At 64.5% G+C, this 17,619-nt stretch carries 16 protein-coding genes; 4 read left to right on the top strand and 12 right to left on the bottom strand.

Features of this window, described 5'->3' with window-relative positions:
• Positions 1 to 3 precede the first annotated feature (3 nt).
• The 3 genes from X742_RS144480 to X742_RS144470 form a co-directional block, all read right to left on the bottom strand.
• The gene (locus X742_RS144480; protein WP_015318348.1) at positions 4 to 249 is read right to left on the bottom strand and encodes a DUF4170 domain-containing protein; all 246 of its coding nucleotides are present in this window, start codon (positions 247 to 249) and stop codon (positions 4 to 6) included.
• A 76-nt stretch (positions 250 to 325) separates the two neighbouring features.
• Positions 326 to 1,129: a 3'(2'),5'-bisphosphate nucleotidase CysQ gene (locus tag X742_RS144475; RefSeq protein WP_023774533.1), complete on the bottom strand. Its 804-nt coding sequence runs from the start codon at positions 1,127 to 1,129 to the stop codon at positions 326 to 328.
• Positions 1,116 to 2,459 (bottom strand): TldD/PmbA family protein, encoded by a 1,344-nt coding sequence (locus tag X742_RS144470; protein ID WP_023774534.1) that lies wholly within the window; start codon positions 2,457 to 2,459, stop codon positions 1,116 to 1,118. Before X742_RS144470 ends, X742_RS144475 begins: the two co-directional genes overlap by 14 nt.
• Before the next feature lie 173 nt (positions 2,460 to 2,632).
• Between X742_RS144470 and X742_RS144465 the strand changes: the two genes are divergently transcribed.
• Positions 2,633 to 3,049: a VOC family protein gene (locus tag X742_RS144465; RefSeq protein WP_023774535.1), complete on the top strand. Its 417-nt coding sequence runs from the start codon at positions 2,633 to 2,635 to the stop codon at positions 3,047 to 3,049.
• Positions 3,050 to 3,074: 25 nt separating this feature from the next.
• Here X742_RS144465 and epmA read toward each other — a convergent pair whose 3' ends face one another.
• Positions 3,075 to 4,121, bottom strand: a complete 1,047-nt coding sequence (gene epmA / locus X742_RS144460; protein WP_023774536.1) for an EF-P lysine aminoacylase EpmA — start codon at positions 4,119 to 4,121, stop codon at positions 3,075 to 3,077.
• Positions 4,122 to 4,235: 114 nt separating this feature from the next.
• Between epmA and efp the strand changes: the two genes are divergently transcribed.
• On the top strand, positions 4,236 to 4,805 hold the full coding sequence (gene efp, locus X742_RS144455) for an elongation factor P (protein WP_023782984.1): 570 nt from the start codon (positions 4,236 to 4,238) through the stop codon (positions 4,803 to 4,805).
• An 82-nt stretch (positions 4,806 to 4,887) separates the two neighbouring features.
• On the opposite strand, the gene X742_RS144450 is transcribed toward efp, so the two are convergent.
• The 5 genes from X742_RS144450 to X742_RS144430 form a co-directional block, all read right to left on the bottom strand.
• Positions 4,888 to 5,760: a patatin-like phospholipase family protein gene (locus tag X742_RS144450; protein WP_023774538.1), complete on the bottom strand. Its 873-nt coding sequence runs from the start codon at positions 5,758 to 5,760 to the stop codon at positions 4,888 to 4,890.
• A complete protein-coding gene (locus X742_RS144445; RefSeq protein WP_023782982.1) occupies positions 5,757 to 7,154 on the bottom strand; it encodes a pitrilysin family protein in 1,398 nt (465 codons plus the stop codon). The genes X742_RS144450 and X742_RS144445 overlap by 4 nt, the downstream gene beginning before the upstream one ends.
• Before the next feature lie 2 nt (positions 7,155 to 7,156).
• Positions 7,157 to 8,545 carry a pitrilysin family protein gene (locus X742_RS144440; RefSeq protein ID WP_023782981.1) on the bottom strand — a complete coding sequence of 463 codons (1,389 nt, stop codon included), beginning with the start codon at positions 8,543 to 8,545 and terminating at the stop codon, positions 7,157 to 7,159.
• A gap of 119 nt (positions 8,546 to 8,664) precedes the next feature.
• Positions 8,665 to 9,219, bottom strand: coding sequence for a 16S rRNA (guanine(966)-N(2))-methyltransferase RsmD (gene rsmD / locus X742_RS144435; RefSeq protein WP_023774541.1), 555 nt, complete (start codon positions 9,217 to 9,219; stop codon positions 8,665 to 8,667).
• Positions 9,216 to 11,228, bottom strand: coding sequence for a pseudouridine synthase (locus tag X742_RS144430; RefSeq protein ID WP_023774542.1), 2,013 nt, complete (start codon positions 11,226 to 11,228; stop codon positions 9,216 to 9,218). Before X742_RS144430 ends, rsmD begins: the two co-directional genes overlap by 4 nt.
• Before the next feature lie 181 nt (positions 11,229 to 11,409).
• Here X742_RS144430 and X742_RS144425 point away from each other — a divergent pair, with 181 nt between their 5' ends.
• Positions 11,410 to 11,859 carry a nucleoside deaminase gene (locus X742_RS144425; protein ID WP_023795549.1) on the top strand — a complete coding sequence of 150 codons (450 nt, stop codon included), beginning with the start codon at positions 11,410 to 11,412 and terminating at the stop codon, positions 11,857 to 11,859.
• Positions 11,860 to 11,895: 36 nt separating this feature from the next.
• On the opposite strand, the gene X742_RS144420 is transcribed toward X742_RS144425, so the two are convergent.
• From X742_RS144420 to X742_RS144410, 3 genes are all read right to left on the bottom strand, one after another.
• Positions 11,896 to 12,573, bottom strand: coding sequence for a hypothetical protein (locus X742_RS144420; RefSeq protein ID WP_023774544.1), 678 nt, complete (start codon positions 12,571 to 12,573; stop codon positions 11,896 to 11,898).
• A gap of 205 nt (positions 12,574 to 12,778) precedes the next feature.
• Entirely contained in the window at positions 12,779 to 15,763 is a 2,985-nt protein-coding gene (ileS, locus tag X742_RS144415; protein ID WP_023774545.1) for an isoleucine--tRNA ligase, read from the bottom strand.
• A 285-nt stretch (positions 15,764 to 16,048) separates the two neighbouring features.
• A complete protein-coding gene (locus X742_RS144410) occupies positions 16,049 to 16,861 on the bottom strand; it encodes a MipA/OmpV family protein (protein ID WP_031248393.1) in 813 nt (270 codons plus the stop codon).
• 187 nt (positions 16,862 to 17,048) lie between these two features.
• Between X742_RS144410 and X742_RS144405 the strand changes: the two genes are divergently transcribed.
• Positions 17,049 to 17,603, top strand: coding sequence for an HdeD family acid-resistance protein (locus X742_RS144405; RefSeq protein ID WP_023795547.1), 555 nt, complete (start codon positions 17,049 to 17,051; stop codon positions 17,601 to 17,603).
• Positions 17,604 to 17,619 lie beyond the last annotated feature (16 nt).

The raw sequence follows: 17,619 nt of genomic DNA on the forward strand, positions 1-17,619 counted from the left end.
AAGTCAACCGGCGGCCTTGCTATCGGGATCCAGCAAACGGTGCAGATGAACGACGAAATAACGCATATGGGCATTGTCCACACTGGCCTGCGCCTTGGCTTTCCACGCCGTGTGCGCGGATTGATAATCCGGATAGACGCCGACGATGTCGAGCGCATCGAGATCGCGGAACTCGGTGCCGCCAAGCTTCTTCAGTTCGCCGCCGAACACCAGATGCAAAAGCTGTTTCTTTCCGTCTTCCGCGGCCATGTCGATCCTTCACATATCGTGAGTTTGTGACAGGTCTAGACCAAAGCCGCCGACTTTGAAACCTTCGAAAACGCTTTCAGCCATCCAGCCCGGCAATGACGTCGACCAGCACCGCCAGCAGATCGCCGCTGCCGGCCGCGAGCGCGCCGTGGCGGGTCACCTCGCCGGCATAGAGCGGCGCGTGGCCGTGCGGGTCGAGCAGTTGGCCACCTGCCTCGCGCAGGATGAGGTCGGCGGCGGCAATGTCCCAGTCATGCGCGTTCGGCTTGACGAAGGTGCCGTCGAGCGTGCCGTTGGCGATCATCGCCAGGCGGTAGGCAAGCGAAGGGCTGTAGGGCGCCCGTTGCAGCCGCTCCTGCCAGCCGGCCGGCATCAGGTCGATCAACTGCTTCAGGCCGGAAATCTCGGGCTTGTCGCCTGGCTTGCGCACCGCAATGCGCTTGCCGTTGCGGAATGCGCCCTGGCCTGGCAGCGCGGAATAGGTCTCGTCCATCGCCGGGCATTCGAGCACGCCGGCAAGCGTGCGGCCATTCTCGACGACGGCGACGCTGACGCACCAGGCGCGCTGGCCTTCAAGGAAGCCGCGCGTGCCGTCGATCGGGTCGACAACGAAGGTGCGGCGCGCCGAAAGCCGCGCCGGGTCGTCGGCCGTCTCTTCCGACAGCCAGCCATAATCCGGCCGTGCCGCAAGCAACGTCTGGCGCAGATACGCATCGGCGGCATGATCGGCTTCGCTGACCGGCGAGGTGCCGCCCTTCATCCAGACCTGCGGATTGTTGCCGAAGTAGCGCATCGCGATAAGACCCGCCTCGCGGGCGGCGTCGCGCAGCAGCGGCAGGTCCAGATCGGCACCGGCGGTGGTCAGCTCATGCTCCGGCAAGGGTCATGCCTTCGATCAGGAGCGTCGGGGCGGCGGTGCCGAAATTGCGATCAAGGTCATTCGCGGGCACCATGTTGAGGAACATCGTCTTCAGGTTCGAGGCGATGGTGACTTCGGCGACCGGATAGGCAAGCGCCCCATTTTCGATCCAGAAGCCGGAGGCGCCGCGGCTGTATTCGCCGGTGAGCAAGTCGACGCCCTGGCCAAACACTTCGGTGACGTAGAAGCCGCTCTTGAGCGAGCCGATCAGGTCTTCCGGCGACCTTTCGCCTGGCTCGATGGCAAGATTGGTGGAAGACGGCGAGACGGAAGAGCCGCCGCGCGCGCCGCGCCCGTTGGTGACGAGGCCGAGCTCCCGGGCCGCCGATGTCGACAGGAACCAGTGATTCAGGACGCCCTTTTCGATCATCAGGAGCTTCTCGCCCTCGACGCCTTCGCCATCGAATGGGCGCGAGGCCTGGCCACGGCGCCGCAGCGGCTCGTCGGTGACGGTGATGGCGGAAGCCGCCACCTGCTTGCCCATCATGTCGCGCAGGAACGAGGTTTTTCGCGCGACGGAAGCGCCGTTGATGGCTCCGGCGATATGGCCGGCAATGCCGCGCGCGACGCGCGGGTCGAACACCACGTCGACCGATCCGGTCGCCGCCTTGCGCGCGCCAAGGCGACGCACGGCCCGTTCGCCGGCCTGACGGCCGATATCCTCGGCCGCGTCGAGATCGGCAAAATGCTGGCGCGAGGAGAATTCATAGTCGCGTTCCATGCCCGTGCCCTCGCCGGCAATCACGCTGGCCGAGCGCGAAAAGCGCGAGGCGACATACTGGCCGACAAAACCGTGCGAGGTGGCCAGAACCAGCCCGCCCAGGCCGGCGCTGGCATTGCTGCCGGCCGAATTGGTTACGCCCTTGACGGCGAGAGCCGCCGCCTCGGCCGCGAGGGCCGCCTCCTTCAATTGGTCTGCCGACACTTCGGTTGCATCGAACAGGTCCAGATCGCGCGTCTGTCTGGCGAGCAGCGCGGGGTCGGCAAGACCCTGGTAGGGATCCTCGGGAGACACTTTGGCCATGGCGACGGCGCGCTCGGCAAGGGCCTTCGGATCGGACGCGGCGGTGGCCGATACACTGGCCACACGCTGGCCGACGAAGACCCGCAGCGAAACGTCGTCGCCCTCGGACGCCTCTGTGTTTTCGACTTTGCCAAGCCGTACCGAAACACCGGTCGAGCGGCCACGCACCGCGACGGCGTCCGCTGCATCGGCGCCAGCGCGTTTGGCGGCCTCGACCAGGGCCGCGACGCGGTCAGTCAATTTCGCGGCGTCGAGCTTGTCGGTCATGCACTTGATCCTATTTCTTCAGCCTGTCCGGAAGGCAGGTGCTGCCGCACCATCTATTGTTCCACTGCCGCTTGTGCAATGGCAGAAGGCCAATCAGGATGTCGCGACCAAATCGCCATCGAAGCGCCCGCAAAGAGCGGACGTCGCAGTTTTTGCCTATCTGGAGCCTCGCCATGACGCCTTTCCATCTTGCTTTTCCAGTCCGTGATCTCGATCAAACCCGAACTTTCTATGGCGACGTACTGGGCTGTGCGATCGGCCGCTCGTCGGCGACCTGGGTCGATTTCGACCTGTACGGCCACCAGATGTCGGCACATTTGCGGCCGCAGGCCGCGCAAGCTGCAAGCGACGGCAAGGTCGACGGCATTTTGGTGCCGATCCCGCATTTCGGCGCTGTGCTCTTGATGGACGACTGGCAGCGCCTGGCGAAGCGGCTGGAAGCGCGCGACGACATAGACTGGCTGGAGCGGCCGATGGTCCGCTTCAAGGGCGAGCCCGGCGAACAAGCGACATTGTTTATCCGCGATCCCTCTGGCAACGCCTTGGAATTCAAGGGTTTTCGCTCTCTTGAGCAGGTTTTCGCGCATTGAGATCGGAGGGGCGGCAGCACCTCATTCAAGATGCCGCGACCGGAGTCCAGATCACGTCCTCGATCTTCCGCGCGCCGGTCGCCAGCATCACCAGCCGATCGAAGCCGAGCGCGATGCCGCTGGCCTGCGGCATGATGGCCAACGCGGCGAGAAAGTCCTCGTCCAGCGGGTAGCGCTCACCATATACGCGCTCTTTCTCGTCCATCTCGATGACGAAGCGCCGGCGCTGCTCGGCCGCGTCGGTCAGTTCGCCAAAGCCGTTGGCGAGCTCGACGCCGCAGCAGTAGAGCTCGAAGCGTTCGGCGACGCGCGGATCCCTCGGGCTCGGCCGCGCCAGCGCCGCCTCGACGACCGGGTATTCGCAAAGAATGGTCGCGCGGCCGAGGCCGAGATTGGGCTCGATCTTTTCCACCATCACGCGGCTGAACAAATCCGCCCAGCTGTCGTCAGGCGCGGTGCGCAGGCCGGCCTGGATCAGAGCGGCATGCAGCGCGTCCCGGTCCGTGCCGCCGTCGGGCGCGACCGTTGCCAGCAGACGTATCCCGGCGTGCCGGCTGAAGGCGTCCGCCACGGTCAGCCGCTCCGGTTCGGAAAACGGATCGCACTCGCGGCCCCTGAAAGAGAAGTGCGTGGCCCCTGCCCGTGTCGCGGCCATCGCCAGCAGATCGGCGCAGTCGCGCATCAGGCTCTCATACGTCTCGCCCACCCGATACCATTCGAGCATGGTGAATTCGGGATGATGCAAGGGACCGCGCTCACGGTTGCGGTAAACCGAACCCAGACTGAAAATGCGCCGCTCGCCGGCAGCGAGCAGTTTCTTGCAGGCGAATTCGGGGGAGGTGTGGAGATAAAGCGGCGAGCGGGCGCCATCCGGCCCGACCGCTTCGGTAGCGAAGGCCGCCAGATGAGCCTCGTTGCCGGGCGAGACCTGCAGCGCCGCGGTCTCAACCTCGATGAAGTCGTGGCGGGCGAACCAGTCGCGAAAGGCAGCCGTCAGCCCATTGCGCAGCATCAGGCGCGGACGGCGGTCGGCATGGACATGCGGCGTCCACCAGGGCGACGCGGCGGTCATCAGCGCGCTTCGGTTCGCCGAGGGGGCTGGCGGTTCGCGCCAAGATGCGCTAGGCCCCCATCCAGCGCCGCACAAGCCGGCAAACGCCAGTCAACTCTCGCAGGATTTAAAACCGTGGTGAAAGTCATCGCCAGTTCGCTCCGCAAAGGCAATGTCGTCGACAAGGACGGCAAGCTTTATGTGATCCTCTTTGCCGAAAACATCCACCCAGGCAAGGGCACGCCGGTGACGCAGCTCGACATGCGCCGCATCGGCGACGGGGTGAAGGTATCCGAGCGCTATCGCACCACCGAACAGGTGGAGCGCGCCTATGTCGAGGAGCGCGAGCACACCTTCCTTTACGCCGACGGCGAAGGCTATCACTTCATGAACCCGGAAACCTACGACCAGGTGGCGGTGTCGGAAGCCGTGGTCGGCGACGCGGCGCCCTATCTGAAGGAGGGCATGCCGGTGCAGGTGTCACAGTTCAACGGCATCGCGATCGCCCTGGTGCTGCCGCAGCGCGCCACCTTCGAAGTGGTCGAGACCGAGCCGACGACCAAGGGTCAGACGGCATCGTCGTCCTACAAGCCGGCCGTGCTTTCCAACGGCGTGCGCACCACCGTGCCTCCGCACATCGCGCCCGGCACCCGCGTCGTGGTGATGACGGCGGATGGCGCTTATGTGGAGCGGGCGAAGGACTGAGCGAAGCGGGCATTGTTGCCATCTCGGCATTGATGCCCCGCCGACACGGCACAAAGTAAGCTCGCAGTCTCGCTGACCGCGATCACGACTTGGCTGGTGTTTTTGTCCTTTTTGCTTCGACCTTGGCGGAACGCCGTTCAATTGCGACCTCCACCTCCCGCTTCAGCCGATCCTTGATTTCAACTGTCTCGCTCATCAGGGCCTCGATCTTCAGGAAATCGAGGACGCGGTATTTCGACACCGCCGGGCGGACCAGTATGTCGGGCTGGCACTGTTTCAACTTGTTTGCGATGATCGACTGCATCATCAGCTGCGTGGCGCCGAACATCAGGTCGACGGAGGTCGGCTGCTTGCGGTCGGCCTCTTCCGGCGCGCCGACCACGTCGACGCCGATGATGATATCGGCATCCTTCTCGATCAGGTCGAAGGGCACGGGGTTATAGATGCCGCCGTCGATCAGCAGCCTGCCATCGCGCGTCACCGGACGGAAGACGGCAGGAATGGCGGTTGAGGCCGCAAGTGCGGAATGCAGGTCGCCGTCGTCGAACACAGCGAGCTTGTGGCCGAAATAGTCGGTTGCCGTGACCTTCAGCGGGATTTTTAGTTCGGCGAAGCTTTCGGGAATGGCCTCCGGCAGAAACGCCTTCAGGATGCGCTCGACATTGAACTGGCTGACGCGGATGCCATTTTGCATGGCCTCCGCGATCGTGCCAGGCCGCGCCCGCCACATGCGGCTCGCGACCTCGGCGCGGCGGCCGAGGATCGAGCGGGCATAGTCGTGGATCTCCTTGCCGGTCATGCCCGAGGCCATGCCGGCGCCCATGATGGCGCCGATCGACGAGCCGGCTATCGCCACCGGCTTGATGCCGAGCTCGTCCAGCGCCTCGATGACATGGATATGCGCCAGACCGCGCGCGCCGCCACCGCCGAACGCTATGCCGAAAGTGGGGCTCATCCCTTGCCGGCTCCCGCCAGCGGCGGCCCGACCACCATGATGGTCGGCTCGGTCGTCAGCAGCTTCTTCGCCGCCGCCTTGACCTGATCGATCGTCACCGCGTTGATATAGCCGGCCCGGCGCTGCATGTAGTCGATGCCGAGATCGTCGATCTGCAGCTCGACAAGCGTGGCGGCGATGGAACTCGAGGAATCCAGATTGCTGATCGCATAGGCGCCGATGAGATATTTCTTGGTCGCCGCCAGTTCGGCCTCTGTCGGGCCATCCTCGGCCAGGCGCTTGGCGACGTCGCGCACGATGGCGAGCGTCTCGGCCGCACGGTCCGAGCGCGTCCCAGTGGTGACGATCAGCGCATTGGCATGGTCCTGGTTGACCAGCGAGGAATTGACGCTGTAGGCGAGCCCGCGCTTTTCGCGCACCTCCTGGAACAGGCGCGAGGTGAAAGTTCCACCGCCGAGGATCTCGTTCATCAGCACCGCCGGGAAGAAATCCGTCGCCTTGCGCTTCACGCCCGGCCAGGCGAGCTGCAGCGATGTCTGCGGCAGGTCGTAATTGACCTCGATATGCTGCGCCAGCTTGGGCTCGACATCGGCTACAGGAGCGAGCGTCTGGTCCCGCGGCAAGTCGCCGAACACCATGTCGAGTTTCTTCTTCAGGGTCTCGGGGTCGATGGCCCCGACCACGGCGACATGCAAGCCGCCGCGCGCGAACACCGCTTTGTGCAGAGTCTCGAGATCGGCCTGCGTGACGGCGGCGATGCTCTGCCTGGTGCCCTGGTCGGAACGCGAATAAGGGTGGTCGCCATAGACGGCGCGCGCCCACCGGTTCTGCGCCACCGTGTCGGGGTCATTCTCGTTGGCGATGATGCCGGACAGGACCTGCGCGCGGATGCGGTCGATCGGCGCCTGGTCGAAGCGCGGCTCATTGACCGCCAAACGCAACAGGTCGAAGGCTTCGTCGCGCTGTTCCGCCAGCATGCGCATGGAACCGTAGATGCCATCGCGGGTCTCGTCGAAGCTCATTTCGGCGCCGGCGTCGTCAAGCTTGATCTGGAAGGCTTCCGAGTCGAGCGGGCCGGCACCCTCGTCGAACAGGCCGGTCATCAGATTTGCAAGACCCTCCTTCCCCACCGGATCCTGCGTCGAGCCGCCGCCGAAGACGAAGCGGACGGCGACCACCGGTACCGAATAGTCCTCGACCAACCAGGCCGTGACGCCTTTCGGAGAGGTAACGGACTGGATCTCCATCGCGCGGGCGGCAAGCGCCGGCAGAACAAGGAAGAGGACGGAGAGGAAGAAGGTTGCAAGGGCGTGGAGGGCCTTCCCTTCTCGCGCGAGGGGAGAAGGGGGAGCCTGGCGGGGAGACGTCAACGCGCCGCTAAACTGGTTCGTCATTATCAATTCCCCGCCTGTTGCTGCGGCAAGAGATAGCCGGTCGTCGAGCGGGCCAATAACAGATAGCGCGCGGCAACGGCCTTGACCTCGTCAGTGGTGACCTTGCGGATGCGGTCCGGCCATTGCTGCACGTCTTGGACGTTGCCGCCGGTGGCGAGCGTCGAGCCATAGATGTTGGCCATGGAATCCTGCTTGTCGCGAGCAAAGATCATCGACCTGACATAGCGGTCCTTGGCTTTCTCGAGCTCATCCGGGGTGACGCCGTCGCTGGCGATGCGCGCCACTTCCGCATCGACCGCGGCTTCGACGTCGGCCAGCTTGGCGTCACCGCGCGGCGCGCCGTAGACAGTGAAATTGGTGTCGTCGAGCATGGTGCCCTGAAAGTACGCACCGGCGCCGGAAGCTATGCCCTGCTTGACGACAAGCGCCTGGTAAAGCCGGCTGCGGTTGCCGCCGCCGAGGATCTCGGCCAGCAGATCGAGCGCTTCGGCCTCGCCGGGCTTCGCAGTGTGATAGGAGGGCACGACCCATTGTGTCGAGAAACTCGGCACGCTGACGCGAGCGTCGGAGAGCGTGACCGTGCGCCTGGTATTCTGCTCCGGCTCGACCGGGCGGACGCGCGGCGGCAGGTCCGGCCCGCGGGCCACCTTGCCATAGGTCTTTTCGGCCAGCGCCTTCACCGTGTCCGGTTCGACATCGCCGGTCACGATCAGCACGACGTTGTTGGGCCGATAGTATTTGTTGTAGAACGCGACCGCGTCAGTGCGGTTCAGTTGCTCCATCTCCTGCATCCAGCCGATGACCGGGATGCGATAGGGCTGGTTCTGCCATAGCGTGGCATCGACCTCTTCGTCGAGCACGGCCTGCGGATTGTTGTCGATGCGCGAGCGGCGCTCCTCCAGGATAACATCGCGCTCGGTCTTGATGACGTCATCGGTGAGGATGAGGTTGCGCATGCGGTCTGCTTCGAAGCTCATCATCAGTTCGAGCGCCGACGGCGCCACCGTCTCATGGAAAGCGGTGTAGTCGTAGGATGTGAAGGCGTTGTTGGAGCCGCCAATGTCGGAGACGGCGCGGTCGAACTCGCCGGCCGCGTGGTGGGCCGTGGCCTTGAACATCAGATGCTCGAAGAAATGGGCGATGCCGGATTTGCCCGGCGGCTCGTCGGCGCTGCCGATCTTGTACCAGACCATGTGGGTGACGATCGGCGCGCGGTGATCGGGAATGACGACCACTTCCATGCCGTTGTCGAGCAGGAAGTCCGTGACCTTGAACTCGGCCGGCACGGTGCTCGGCAATACGGGGCCGTCCGCCAGGACGGGGTCGGTCATGAACAAAGCCAGCGACGTCGCCAGCAACGTGGCCCGCAGCCATTTAGTCCTGGATGTCATCGATGGCTCCGGTTTCATGCAGCGACGATAGGCAAGGCGCTGGCGACAAGCAAAGTGAATTGTTGGTCATGTTGCCGGCAAAGGCGGCGGCAAAGAGGCCACTGCTGAAAGCAGGCCTGTCAGGCAGCCTCGATGAAGCGGATCACGGTCTCGCCGTAGTTGCGCTCATCAAGGACGGAAAAGCCCGGGCCCGGCTCGAAGGGAACCACCGCCGTCTCCTCGACCACACAAAGTGCGCCTGGCCGCAGCCAGCCGCCGGCCTGGGCCGACCGCAGGGCTTGCTCGCCAAGGCCCCTGCCATAGGGCGGATCGGCAAAGACCAGGCCGAACGGCGCCAGCGTGCCCGCCTCGCCAAGCCCGGTTGCATCACGGCGGAAGATCTTGGTGCGTCCGGTCAGGCCGAAGGCTTCGACATTGTCGCGGATCAGACCACGGCCCTCGGCCGATTCCTCGATAAAGACGCCATAGGATGCCCCGCGCGACAGGGCTTCCAGGCCAAGCGCACCGGTGCCGGCGAACAGGTCGAGCACGCGCGCGCCGTCCAGTTGCCCGGCAAAGCGATGCGCCAGAACGTTGAAGACGGCCTCGCGGGTGCGGTCGGTCGTCGGGCGGATGGCGCTGCCACGGGGCGTCGCCAGCGGCCGCCCGCGAAACTCACCGCCGACGATTCTCATCTTGTCCGGGGGCCCTTGGGGCCGCCGCGCGGCCGCTCGCCGCCACCGGCGCCTCCTGGACGCTCGCCACGCGGCTTGCCGAATGGCTTTGCGCCACCTGGTTTGCCGGCGGGCTTGCCATAAGATGGCTTGAACGACGCCTTGCGTGCCTTGTTCTCGGCCGCCTTGGCCGCATCGGCCTCCGCCCTGCCCTTGCCGATCGGCCGGGCTCCCGGCGCCATCCAGACATTGGCCTTGCGCTGGCCGGGCGGCTCGATCGGCCGTTGCTCGCGTTCGGATTTCTTGCCGCCGCCACGAGGCTTGTCACCGAATCCGCCGCGCGGCTTGTCGCCAAAACTTCCACGCGGCTTATCGCCAAAGCCGCCGCGCTCCGGTCGCGGGCCGCGATCGCCGAAGCTCTTTTCTGGTCTCTCGCCCCTGTCGGGGCTCGTCGACAGTTTGCCGAGCGCCTCGTCGCGGCTGCCTTCCCGGCGTTTGCGGTTCTTGATCAGTCCGCCCTCGCCGATCGGCCGGCGCTCGCCGTCTCGCGTAAACTTCGGCCGTTCGGGCTCGACCTCACGCACTTCGGTACGCCGCACCGGCTGGTTGGAAAACGGTTTTGTTATCTCAGCGTCGAAATTGGCGCCGGATTCCTCGACTAGGCGCTCGCCAAGCTGGTCGCGCAGCACCCGGCCCTTGATCTCCAGAACATGGCCCTCGGCGAGATCCTCGAGCTGGAACGGACCGTAGGAGATGCGGATCAGCCGCGTGACGTCCAGGCCGAGCGCGCCGAGGATGTTCTTGACCTCACGGTTCTTGCCCTCGCGCAGACCGATCGTCAGCCAGGCGTTGGAGCCCTGCTCGCGATCCAAGCTGGCTTCGATGGCGCCGTAGAAAACGCCGTCGACGGCAATTCCTTCGCGCAGGCCGGCGAGCGCGCTTTCCTCGACCTTGCCATGAACGCGCACGCGGTATCGGCGCAGCCAGCCAGTGGCCGGCAGCTCGAGTACGCGCGACAGGCCGCCATCATTAGTCAGCAGCAGCAGGCCTTCGGTGTTTATATCGAGGCGGCCGATGGTCATCAGCCGCGGCAGTTCGGCCGGCAGCACGTCGAAGACGGTCTTGCGGCCTTCCGGATCGCGGTTGGTGGTGACGACGCCGGCCGGCTTGTGGAACAGGAACAGGCGCGTGCGTTCGATCGGCGGGATTTCCATGCCGTCGAGATGGATGATGTCATTGGGCATGACGTTGAACGCCGGCGAGGCGAGCACCTTGCCATTGACCTTGACGCGGCCGGCGGCGATCAACTCCTCGGCGTCGCGGCGCGAGGCGAGCCCGGCGCGTGCCAGCCGCTTGGCGATGCGCTCGCCGGCTTCTTCCGTTGCTTCGGCAGGCCGAGGGCGCGGCTTGAAGCCGCCGCCAGACGCGCCTTGCGGCCGATCTCCGAAATCACGCTTGGGTCTGTCGCCGCCAAAGTCACGCTTTGGACGGTCAGCGAAATCCCGCTTCGGACGATCTCCGAAATCACGCTTGGGACGGTCGAAGCGCTTTTCACCGCCCTCCGCCGAAGCAGAAACCGGGCGGTCGCCGCGCGGCGCGTAGGGCTTGCGTGGTCCCTCGCGCTTTTCATATGGCTTGCGCTCGCCTTCGGCCGGAATCGGGCGGTCGCCGCGCGGCGCGTAGGGCTTGCGTGGTCCCTCGCGCTTTTCATAAGGCTTGCGCTCGCCTTCGGCCGCCATCGGGCGGTCGCCGCGCGGCGCATATGGCTTGCGCGGGCCTTCGCGCTTTTCATAAGGCTTGCCTTCGGGGCGGGGTCCCTTGCTGAACGGCCTGTCGCCGCCCTTGAAGTCCCGCTTCGGCCGGTCGCCGTCGGCGGCCGTCGGCCGATCGCCACGTGGCGCATAAGGTTTTTTCGCAGCAAAGGAGGGCTTCCCGCCCTTGCCGGCATCGCGGCCACGTGCACCTGCCGATTTCGGGCCACTCCTGCCCGGGCCGGCTTTGCGCGGAGATTTCTTGTCGTTGTCGTCCATGTGGCCTTTGTCCGTTTGCGCTGCTACAGCGTGGCGCATCCGTTCGGCGCGCAACGAACGCTGTAGCACTTTTGATTTGGCGCATGATCATTTCCGAAAATCGAGTCCGATTTTTCGGGTTGATGCGCTCCATAACAGGATCACCGCCGGGTGGCGAGGACATAATGGGAAGACAAACCCCTTGAAGAGGCCGGATTTCATGGCCTTGGCGCTAAAAGAGGCCGAAGCGGCAGCCTTGCGTGGCGAAGTGCCGGTCGGCGCGGTCATCGCCAATGGCGGCGCGGTTATTGCCAGTGCCGGCAACCGCACGCGCGAGCTTGCGGACCCGACAGCCCATGCCGAGATGCTGGTGATCCGTGAAGCCTGCGGCAAACTCTCGAGCGAGCGGCTCACCAGCCATGATCTCTATGTCACGCTGGAGCCCTGCGCCATGTGCGCCGGGGCAATCTCCTTCGCCAGGCTGCGCCGTCTCTATTTTGGTGCGGCCGACGAAAAGGGCGGCGCCGTCGTCAACGGCGTGCGCTTCTTCGCCTCTCCGACCTGCCACCACACGCCCGACATCTATCCGGGCATGGCCGAGACCGAAGCGGGCCTGCTGCTGAAGGATTTTTTCAGGGGACGTCGAGATTGAGCCAAGGACGCTGCAAGATCAGCGGCGCCACTGTTCCTACAGCGACGGCAACCAGTCGAACCAGCCGCCCTTCTTGCCCTCGGCCTTGGCCTTGAGGCGGCGTTCCTTCTTGTACTCGTCTTCGCCGAGTTCGTTCTGCGGTGCGGCACCGGAGGCGGTGCGGTAGGCCAAGGGCGGTTCGCTGAGATACTTGCGCGTGTTCGGGTCGCCCTGTTTGCTGTCGGCAAGGCGGCGCTGGATCTCGGCGGCGCGGCCCTTGTCGGAATCGGCGGGTTTCCACGCCGGCGGGTGGCTGGATCCTGAATCCTCCATCGCCCTTTTCACCGATGCCGGATCCGTCTGCACGTCATCGACGATCTCCGACTGGTAGGCCGGATCATTCTGGTGCGCGGTGGCGTCGGCGCGCAGGCGCGCGCGACGCTGCTCGGGCGATTCGGGCCAACCGGCGTTTGCCGTCTGGATGCTTTCCTGCGGGGCAGGCAGCGCTTCCTTCTGGCCAGGTGCCGGCTTCACCAGGGTGGGACGCGGCTTGTAGTCGATCGGGTCCTTGCGCTTCGGCGCGAAGGAAACGGCGCCTGTAAGATCGCCGGCCAACTGTTCGGCGGCCGTCTTGTCGGTGCCATAGGTCGGAGAGCCCATGCAGCCGGACAAAGCAAGGCCCGATGCGACAAGCGGCGCCAGCAGCGCAAGGCGCGCGTTATATCTTTCGGTCATGCCAAAAAGTCCCACTCTAGACAACCTCTCGATCGCACCGGCCTTGTGTCCGGTCCCCATCGTGCAAGCACTTGCGACGGAAATCCGGCGACAATTTGTCTTCCGGAGTTTCGCGTGTTTACCTCAACCACTCGTTAAGGGCAACGCACGGGCGGGTTTGCACCCGCGCGGCGTGGCACTTGTGCACTTCTTTGGGCGACAGGCACTAGAGCCTTCCCAGCGCTTTCAGTTCGTGCAGCACCGCGGCATCCCGTGCCGAAACATCCGGGAACTCGGGATCCTGCCCAACATCGGCGGTGTAGCGCCACGAACGCGCGCATTTGACCAGGCCGCGATCCTCCGCTTTCTCGACGACCACGGCAACACCCTTGACATCGTCGAGGGCGAAGGCGGTTCGCGGCGCCTGGCCATGGGCAATGACGAGATCGCTGGTGATCGCCATTTCAGCCATGTCGACGTCCGATATCGCCGCCTCGAGCGTCGCGTCGTTGATCGTGACCACGGGGACGGCCTCCAGCGACGAGCCGATCACCTTCCGGGCACGCGCAATCTCGAGGGCGCCGGTGACGACGCGGCGCACCTGCCTGACGTTGCGCCATTTCTCCGCCAGCGCCTCGTTCCTCCAATCCGCCGGGATTTGCGGGAACTGGTCGAGATGCACCGACATCGCATCGGGATGACGCTCGAGCCACGCCTCCTCTGTGGTGAAGGGCAGCATCGGCGCCAGCCATTTCACCAGGCAGTCGAAGAGATGGCGCACCACCTGGACCGAGGCCTTGCGCTTCACGCTCGACGGGCCGTCGCAGTAGAGCGCGTCCTTGCGGATATCGAAATAGAAGGCCGACAGCTCGACCACCATGAAATCGAGCACTGCGCGCGTGATGCGCTTGAACTCGAAGGCGTCGTAGCCCTGGCGCACCACCTCGTCGAGTTCGGCCAGCCGGTGCAGCATCAGCCGCTCAAGCTCCGGCATCGTCTCCAGGGGAACGACCTCACCATCGTCATGGGCGAGCGTGCCCAGCATCCAGCGTATGGTGTTGCGCAGCTTGCGATAGGCGTCGATGTTGGTCTGCAGCACGTTCTTGCCGAGCCGCTGGTCTTCCCAATAGTCGGTCGTCACCACCCAGAGCCGCAGTATATCGGCGCCGGACTGCTTGATCACATCTTGCGGCACGACCGTGTTGCCGAGTGATTTCGACATCTTGCGCCCATCCTCGTCCATGGTGAAGCCATGGGTGACGACGGTGTCGTAAGGCGCCCTGCCCCTGGTGCCGCAACTTTCGAGCAGCGAGGAGTGGAACCAGCCGCGATGCTGGTCGGAGCCTTCGAGATAGACGTCGGCCGGCCACTTCAGGTCGGGCCGGTCTTCCAGGGTGAAGACATGTGTCGAGCCCGAATCGAACCAGACGTCGAGGATGTCCATCACCTGCTTCCATTTGGAGGCATCGTGATTGCCGAGGAAGCGCTCCTTGGCGCCGGGCGCGAACCAGGCGTCGGCGCCTTCCGCCTCGAAGGCGTCCATGATGCGTCGGTTGACGGCCTCGTCCTTCAGCACATTGCCATCCTCGTCGGCGAAGACGGCGATCGGCACGCCCCAGGCGCGCTGGCGCGACAGCACCCAGTCCGGGCGCTCCTCGATCATGGCGCGGATGCGGTTCTGGCCGGCGGCCGGGACAAAGCGCGTCTCGTCGATCGCCTTCAGCGCGCGGCCGCGCAGCGTGCTGCCGTCGCCGAGGTCCTTGTCCATGTAGACGAACCATTGCGGCGTGTTGCGGAAGATGACCGGCTTCTTCGAACGCCATGAGTGCGGGTAGCTGTGCTTCAGCCGGCCGCGCGCGAACAGCGCATTGCGCTTGATCAGCTCGTCGATGACCGCCTGGTTGGCGTTGCCCTTCTTGCCATTGTCGTCGATGACGCGCGCGGGTCCGCCTTCGCGGTCCGGGCCGAAGCCCGGCGCATCCTTGGTAAAGAAGCCGGCGTCGTCGACGGTGAACGGGATTTCGGTGTCGATCCCACGTTGGCGCAGCGCGGGCGCGGCGTCCATCCAGGCATCAAAATCCTCCCGGCCATGACCGGGAGCGGTGTGCACGAAGCCTGTGCCGGCATCGTCGGTGACGTGGTCGCCGGCAATCATCGCAACCGGGAATTCATAGCCACCACCGAGGCCCTTGAAGGGATGCGAAAGCACAAGATTTCCAAGCTGTTCGGCGCTGATGCCGTGAAGACGCTTCAAGGTGACCTTGGCCTTGGTCTGGCTTTCCTCGGCCAGCGCATCGGCAAAGATCAGCTTCTCGCCTGGCTGCGGGCCAAACGCATTCTCGGCCGCCTCCACCTCGTAGAGGCCATAGGACACACGCGGCGAATAGCTGACGGCGCGGTTGCCCGGGATGGTCCAGGGCGTCGTCGTCCAGATGACGACATGAGCATCCAGCAGGTCAAGCGACCGACCACTCAGGTCCGGATCGAGCTCCGCCGGCTGCCCGTCCACGACACTGGCGACGACGAGATTGGCCACCGGAAACTTCGCCCAGATCGTGTCGGACTCGTAGTCCTGGTACTCGATCTCGGCCTCGGCGAGCGCAGTCCGCTCGACGACGCTCCACATCACCGGCTTCGAACCACGGTAGAGCTGGCCGGACATGGCGAATTTCAACAATTCGCCGGCGATGCGCGACTCGGCGTGGAAGGCCATGGTCGTATAAGGGTTCTTGAAATCGCCGACGACGCCGAGACGCTGGAACTCTCCACCCTGCACCGAGATCCAGTGCGCGGCGAATTCACGGCATTCCTGGCGGAATTCGTTGACCGGCACCTCGTCCTTGTTCTTGCCCTTGGCGCGGTATTGTTCCTCGATCTTCCATTCGATCGGCAGGCCGTGACAGTCCCAGCCGGGCACATAGTTCGAGTCATAGCCGCGCATCTGGAATGAGCGGGTGATGACGTCCTTGAGGATCTTGTTCAGCGCGTGGCCGATATGGATGTTGCCGTTGGCATAGGGCGGTCCGTCATGCAGCACGTATTTTGTGCGGCCCGCCGCGCTCTCGCGCAGCTTCCGGTAGAGGTCCATGTCCTGCCAGCGCTTGACCAGCACCGGCTCCTTCTCGGGCAAGCCGGCGCGCATCGGAAACTCCGTCCGCGGCAGATAAAGGGTCTTCGAATAGTCGATGGTCGATTGGGTTTCGTCGGTCATTGGTCTGCCATGTGCATGCCGGGCCACGTGGCTTGCGGCGTGAAATTCTATTTTACACGCATGCCGTTCCCAAAAACGGGGCCCACTCGGGGGCGACATGCTTTGATGATCTGGAAAAGCGCGAGAGGCCGCGCGCAATATTCCCGGCGGCTCCTACAGCCTTCAGGCTGCTGGGAACACCGGGCTGGTAATTCGTATCGTCGGCGCGTCAAGGCGCAAAAAGCTCGTCATTGCTGGGCTTTTAGCGGAGAAGAGCGCAGGAATAAAGCGTCTCGTTCGATTCGCTTACATGTTGAAGTCGAAGCGGTAGGTGGTCGACACGCCGACCATGAACTGGTTGCGGTCACCACGCTCCCTGACCAGGCTGGAATCGGCGGCCGGACCCTTGAGGCGCGAATATTCGCCAAACAGGCTGGCGGTCACTGGCTCGGTCACCTTCCAGGTCACCGCGCCACCGAGGCCAACGGATTTCAGGCCGCCGCCGGGATTGTACTGGCTCAGGCCCGAGGCCACGGCTTCCTGCGCGTTGACACCGTAATAGGCATCGAAATAGTTCGCCGAGGCAAACGACACGCGCGGGCCACCCGAGATCCTGACGGTTGGCGTCACATCGTAGAAAGCATCGGCGGCGATGTCGGCGACAAAGCCGTTATGGGCTCGGATGCCATGCCGCAATTCGGCACGCGCGCGCATCCAGTCCGTCGGATAAATTTCGAAGAAGCCGCCGACCTCGCCGCCCCAGCGGACCGGGTCGAGCCCCCTGAGTTCGTCGGCATCGCCGTCGTCGCGCGAGAACAGGAACTTGCCGGTCAGACCGGCGCGGACACCGCCATCGTCGACGAGCGCCAGCGAGATATTGTCGTTGCGCGAGGTGAAGCGAGCAGCAGGGCCGGCCTTGCCTAGCGAAATGATAGGCTGAGCGCTCAGCATATATTTCTTGCCGCCCTCGAAATTGGGCGCCACCAAGCCGGTCGCACCGACCGTCAGATACCAGTCGCCGGACAACCAGCCGAAAGCGCCATCACCGGCTTCGGCCGCGCCTGACATAGCGAGCACGACAGTGGCTAGAGCTACAGAAATCTTCCCGACCTGACTCATGGTCACTCCACTAACACGATACAACTGTCCTGCGGCGACAGCTTTGACGAGGCTTTGGTAAAATTTGATTTAAGGGCGAGACATCCGGCGCGTGTTGCCTGCGCCATCGCGCCCGCCATCGGCTGGACGCGGGTCGGCGCCGAGGGTAACCTCCTGCATGCTGGCGGTCCTCCATGGAGGTGGCGACATGACCTTGCACGGCGATACTCTGAAGAACGCGATCGGCCAGACGCGCGACAAATGGGGCTGGTTCGTCGGTCTAGGCGTGGTGCTGCTGATCCTCGGCGGCATTGCCTTCGGCAATCTGTTCATAGCCACGGTGGCTTCCGTCTACGTTGTCGGATGGCTGATGCTGGTGGCCGGCATCATCGAGATCATGCATGCCTTCGGGGTCAAGACCTGGGGACGCTTCTTCTACTGGCTGCTCAGCGGACTGCTTTATGCCGTCGCAGGGTTCTTCGCTTTCGACAATCCGCTGCTCGCCTCGGCGGTGCTGACCTTCCTGCTGGCCATCGCGCTCGTCGCTTCCGGCGCGCTGCGGGCCTGGGTCGGCTACAGCCACCGTCCGGAGCGCGGCTGGGGCTGGATTGTCGCGGCAGGCGTCATCAGCGTGCTCGCGGGCCTGATCATCGCCATGGGCTGGCCGGTCAACAGCCTGTGGGTGCTCGGACTGTTCCTGGCGATCGACCTGATCTTCCAGGGCTGGACTTTCATAGCCGTCGGTCTTGCGTTGAGGAAATAGGAACTCGTTTCCCCTT

This window comes from Mesorhizobium sp. LNHC229A00, from assembly GCF_000502415.1.
GTDB lineage: Bacteria > Pseudomonadota > Alphaproteobacteria > Rhizobiales > Rhizobiaceae > Mesorhizobium.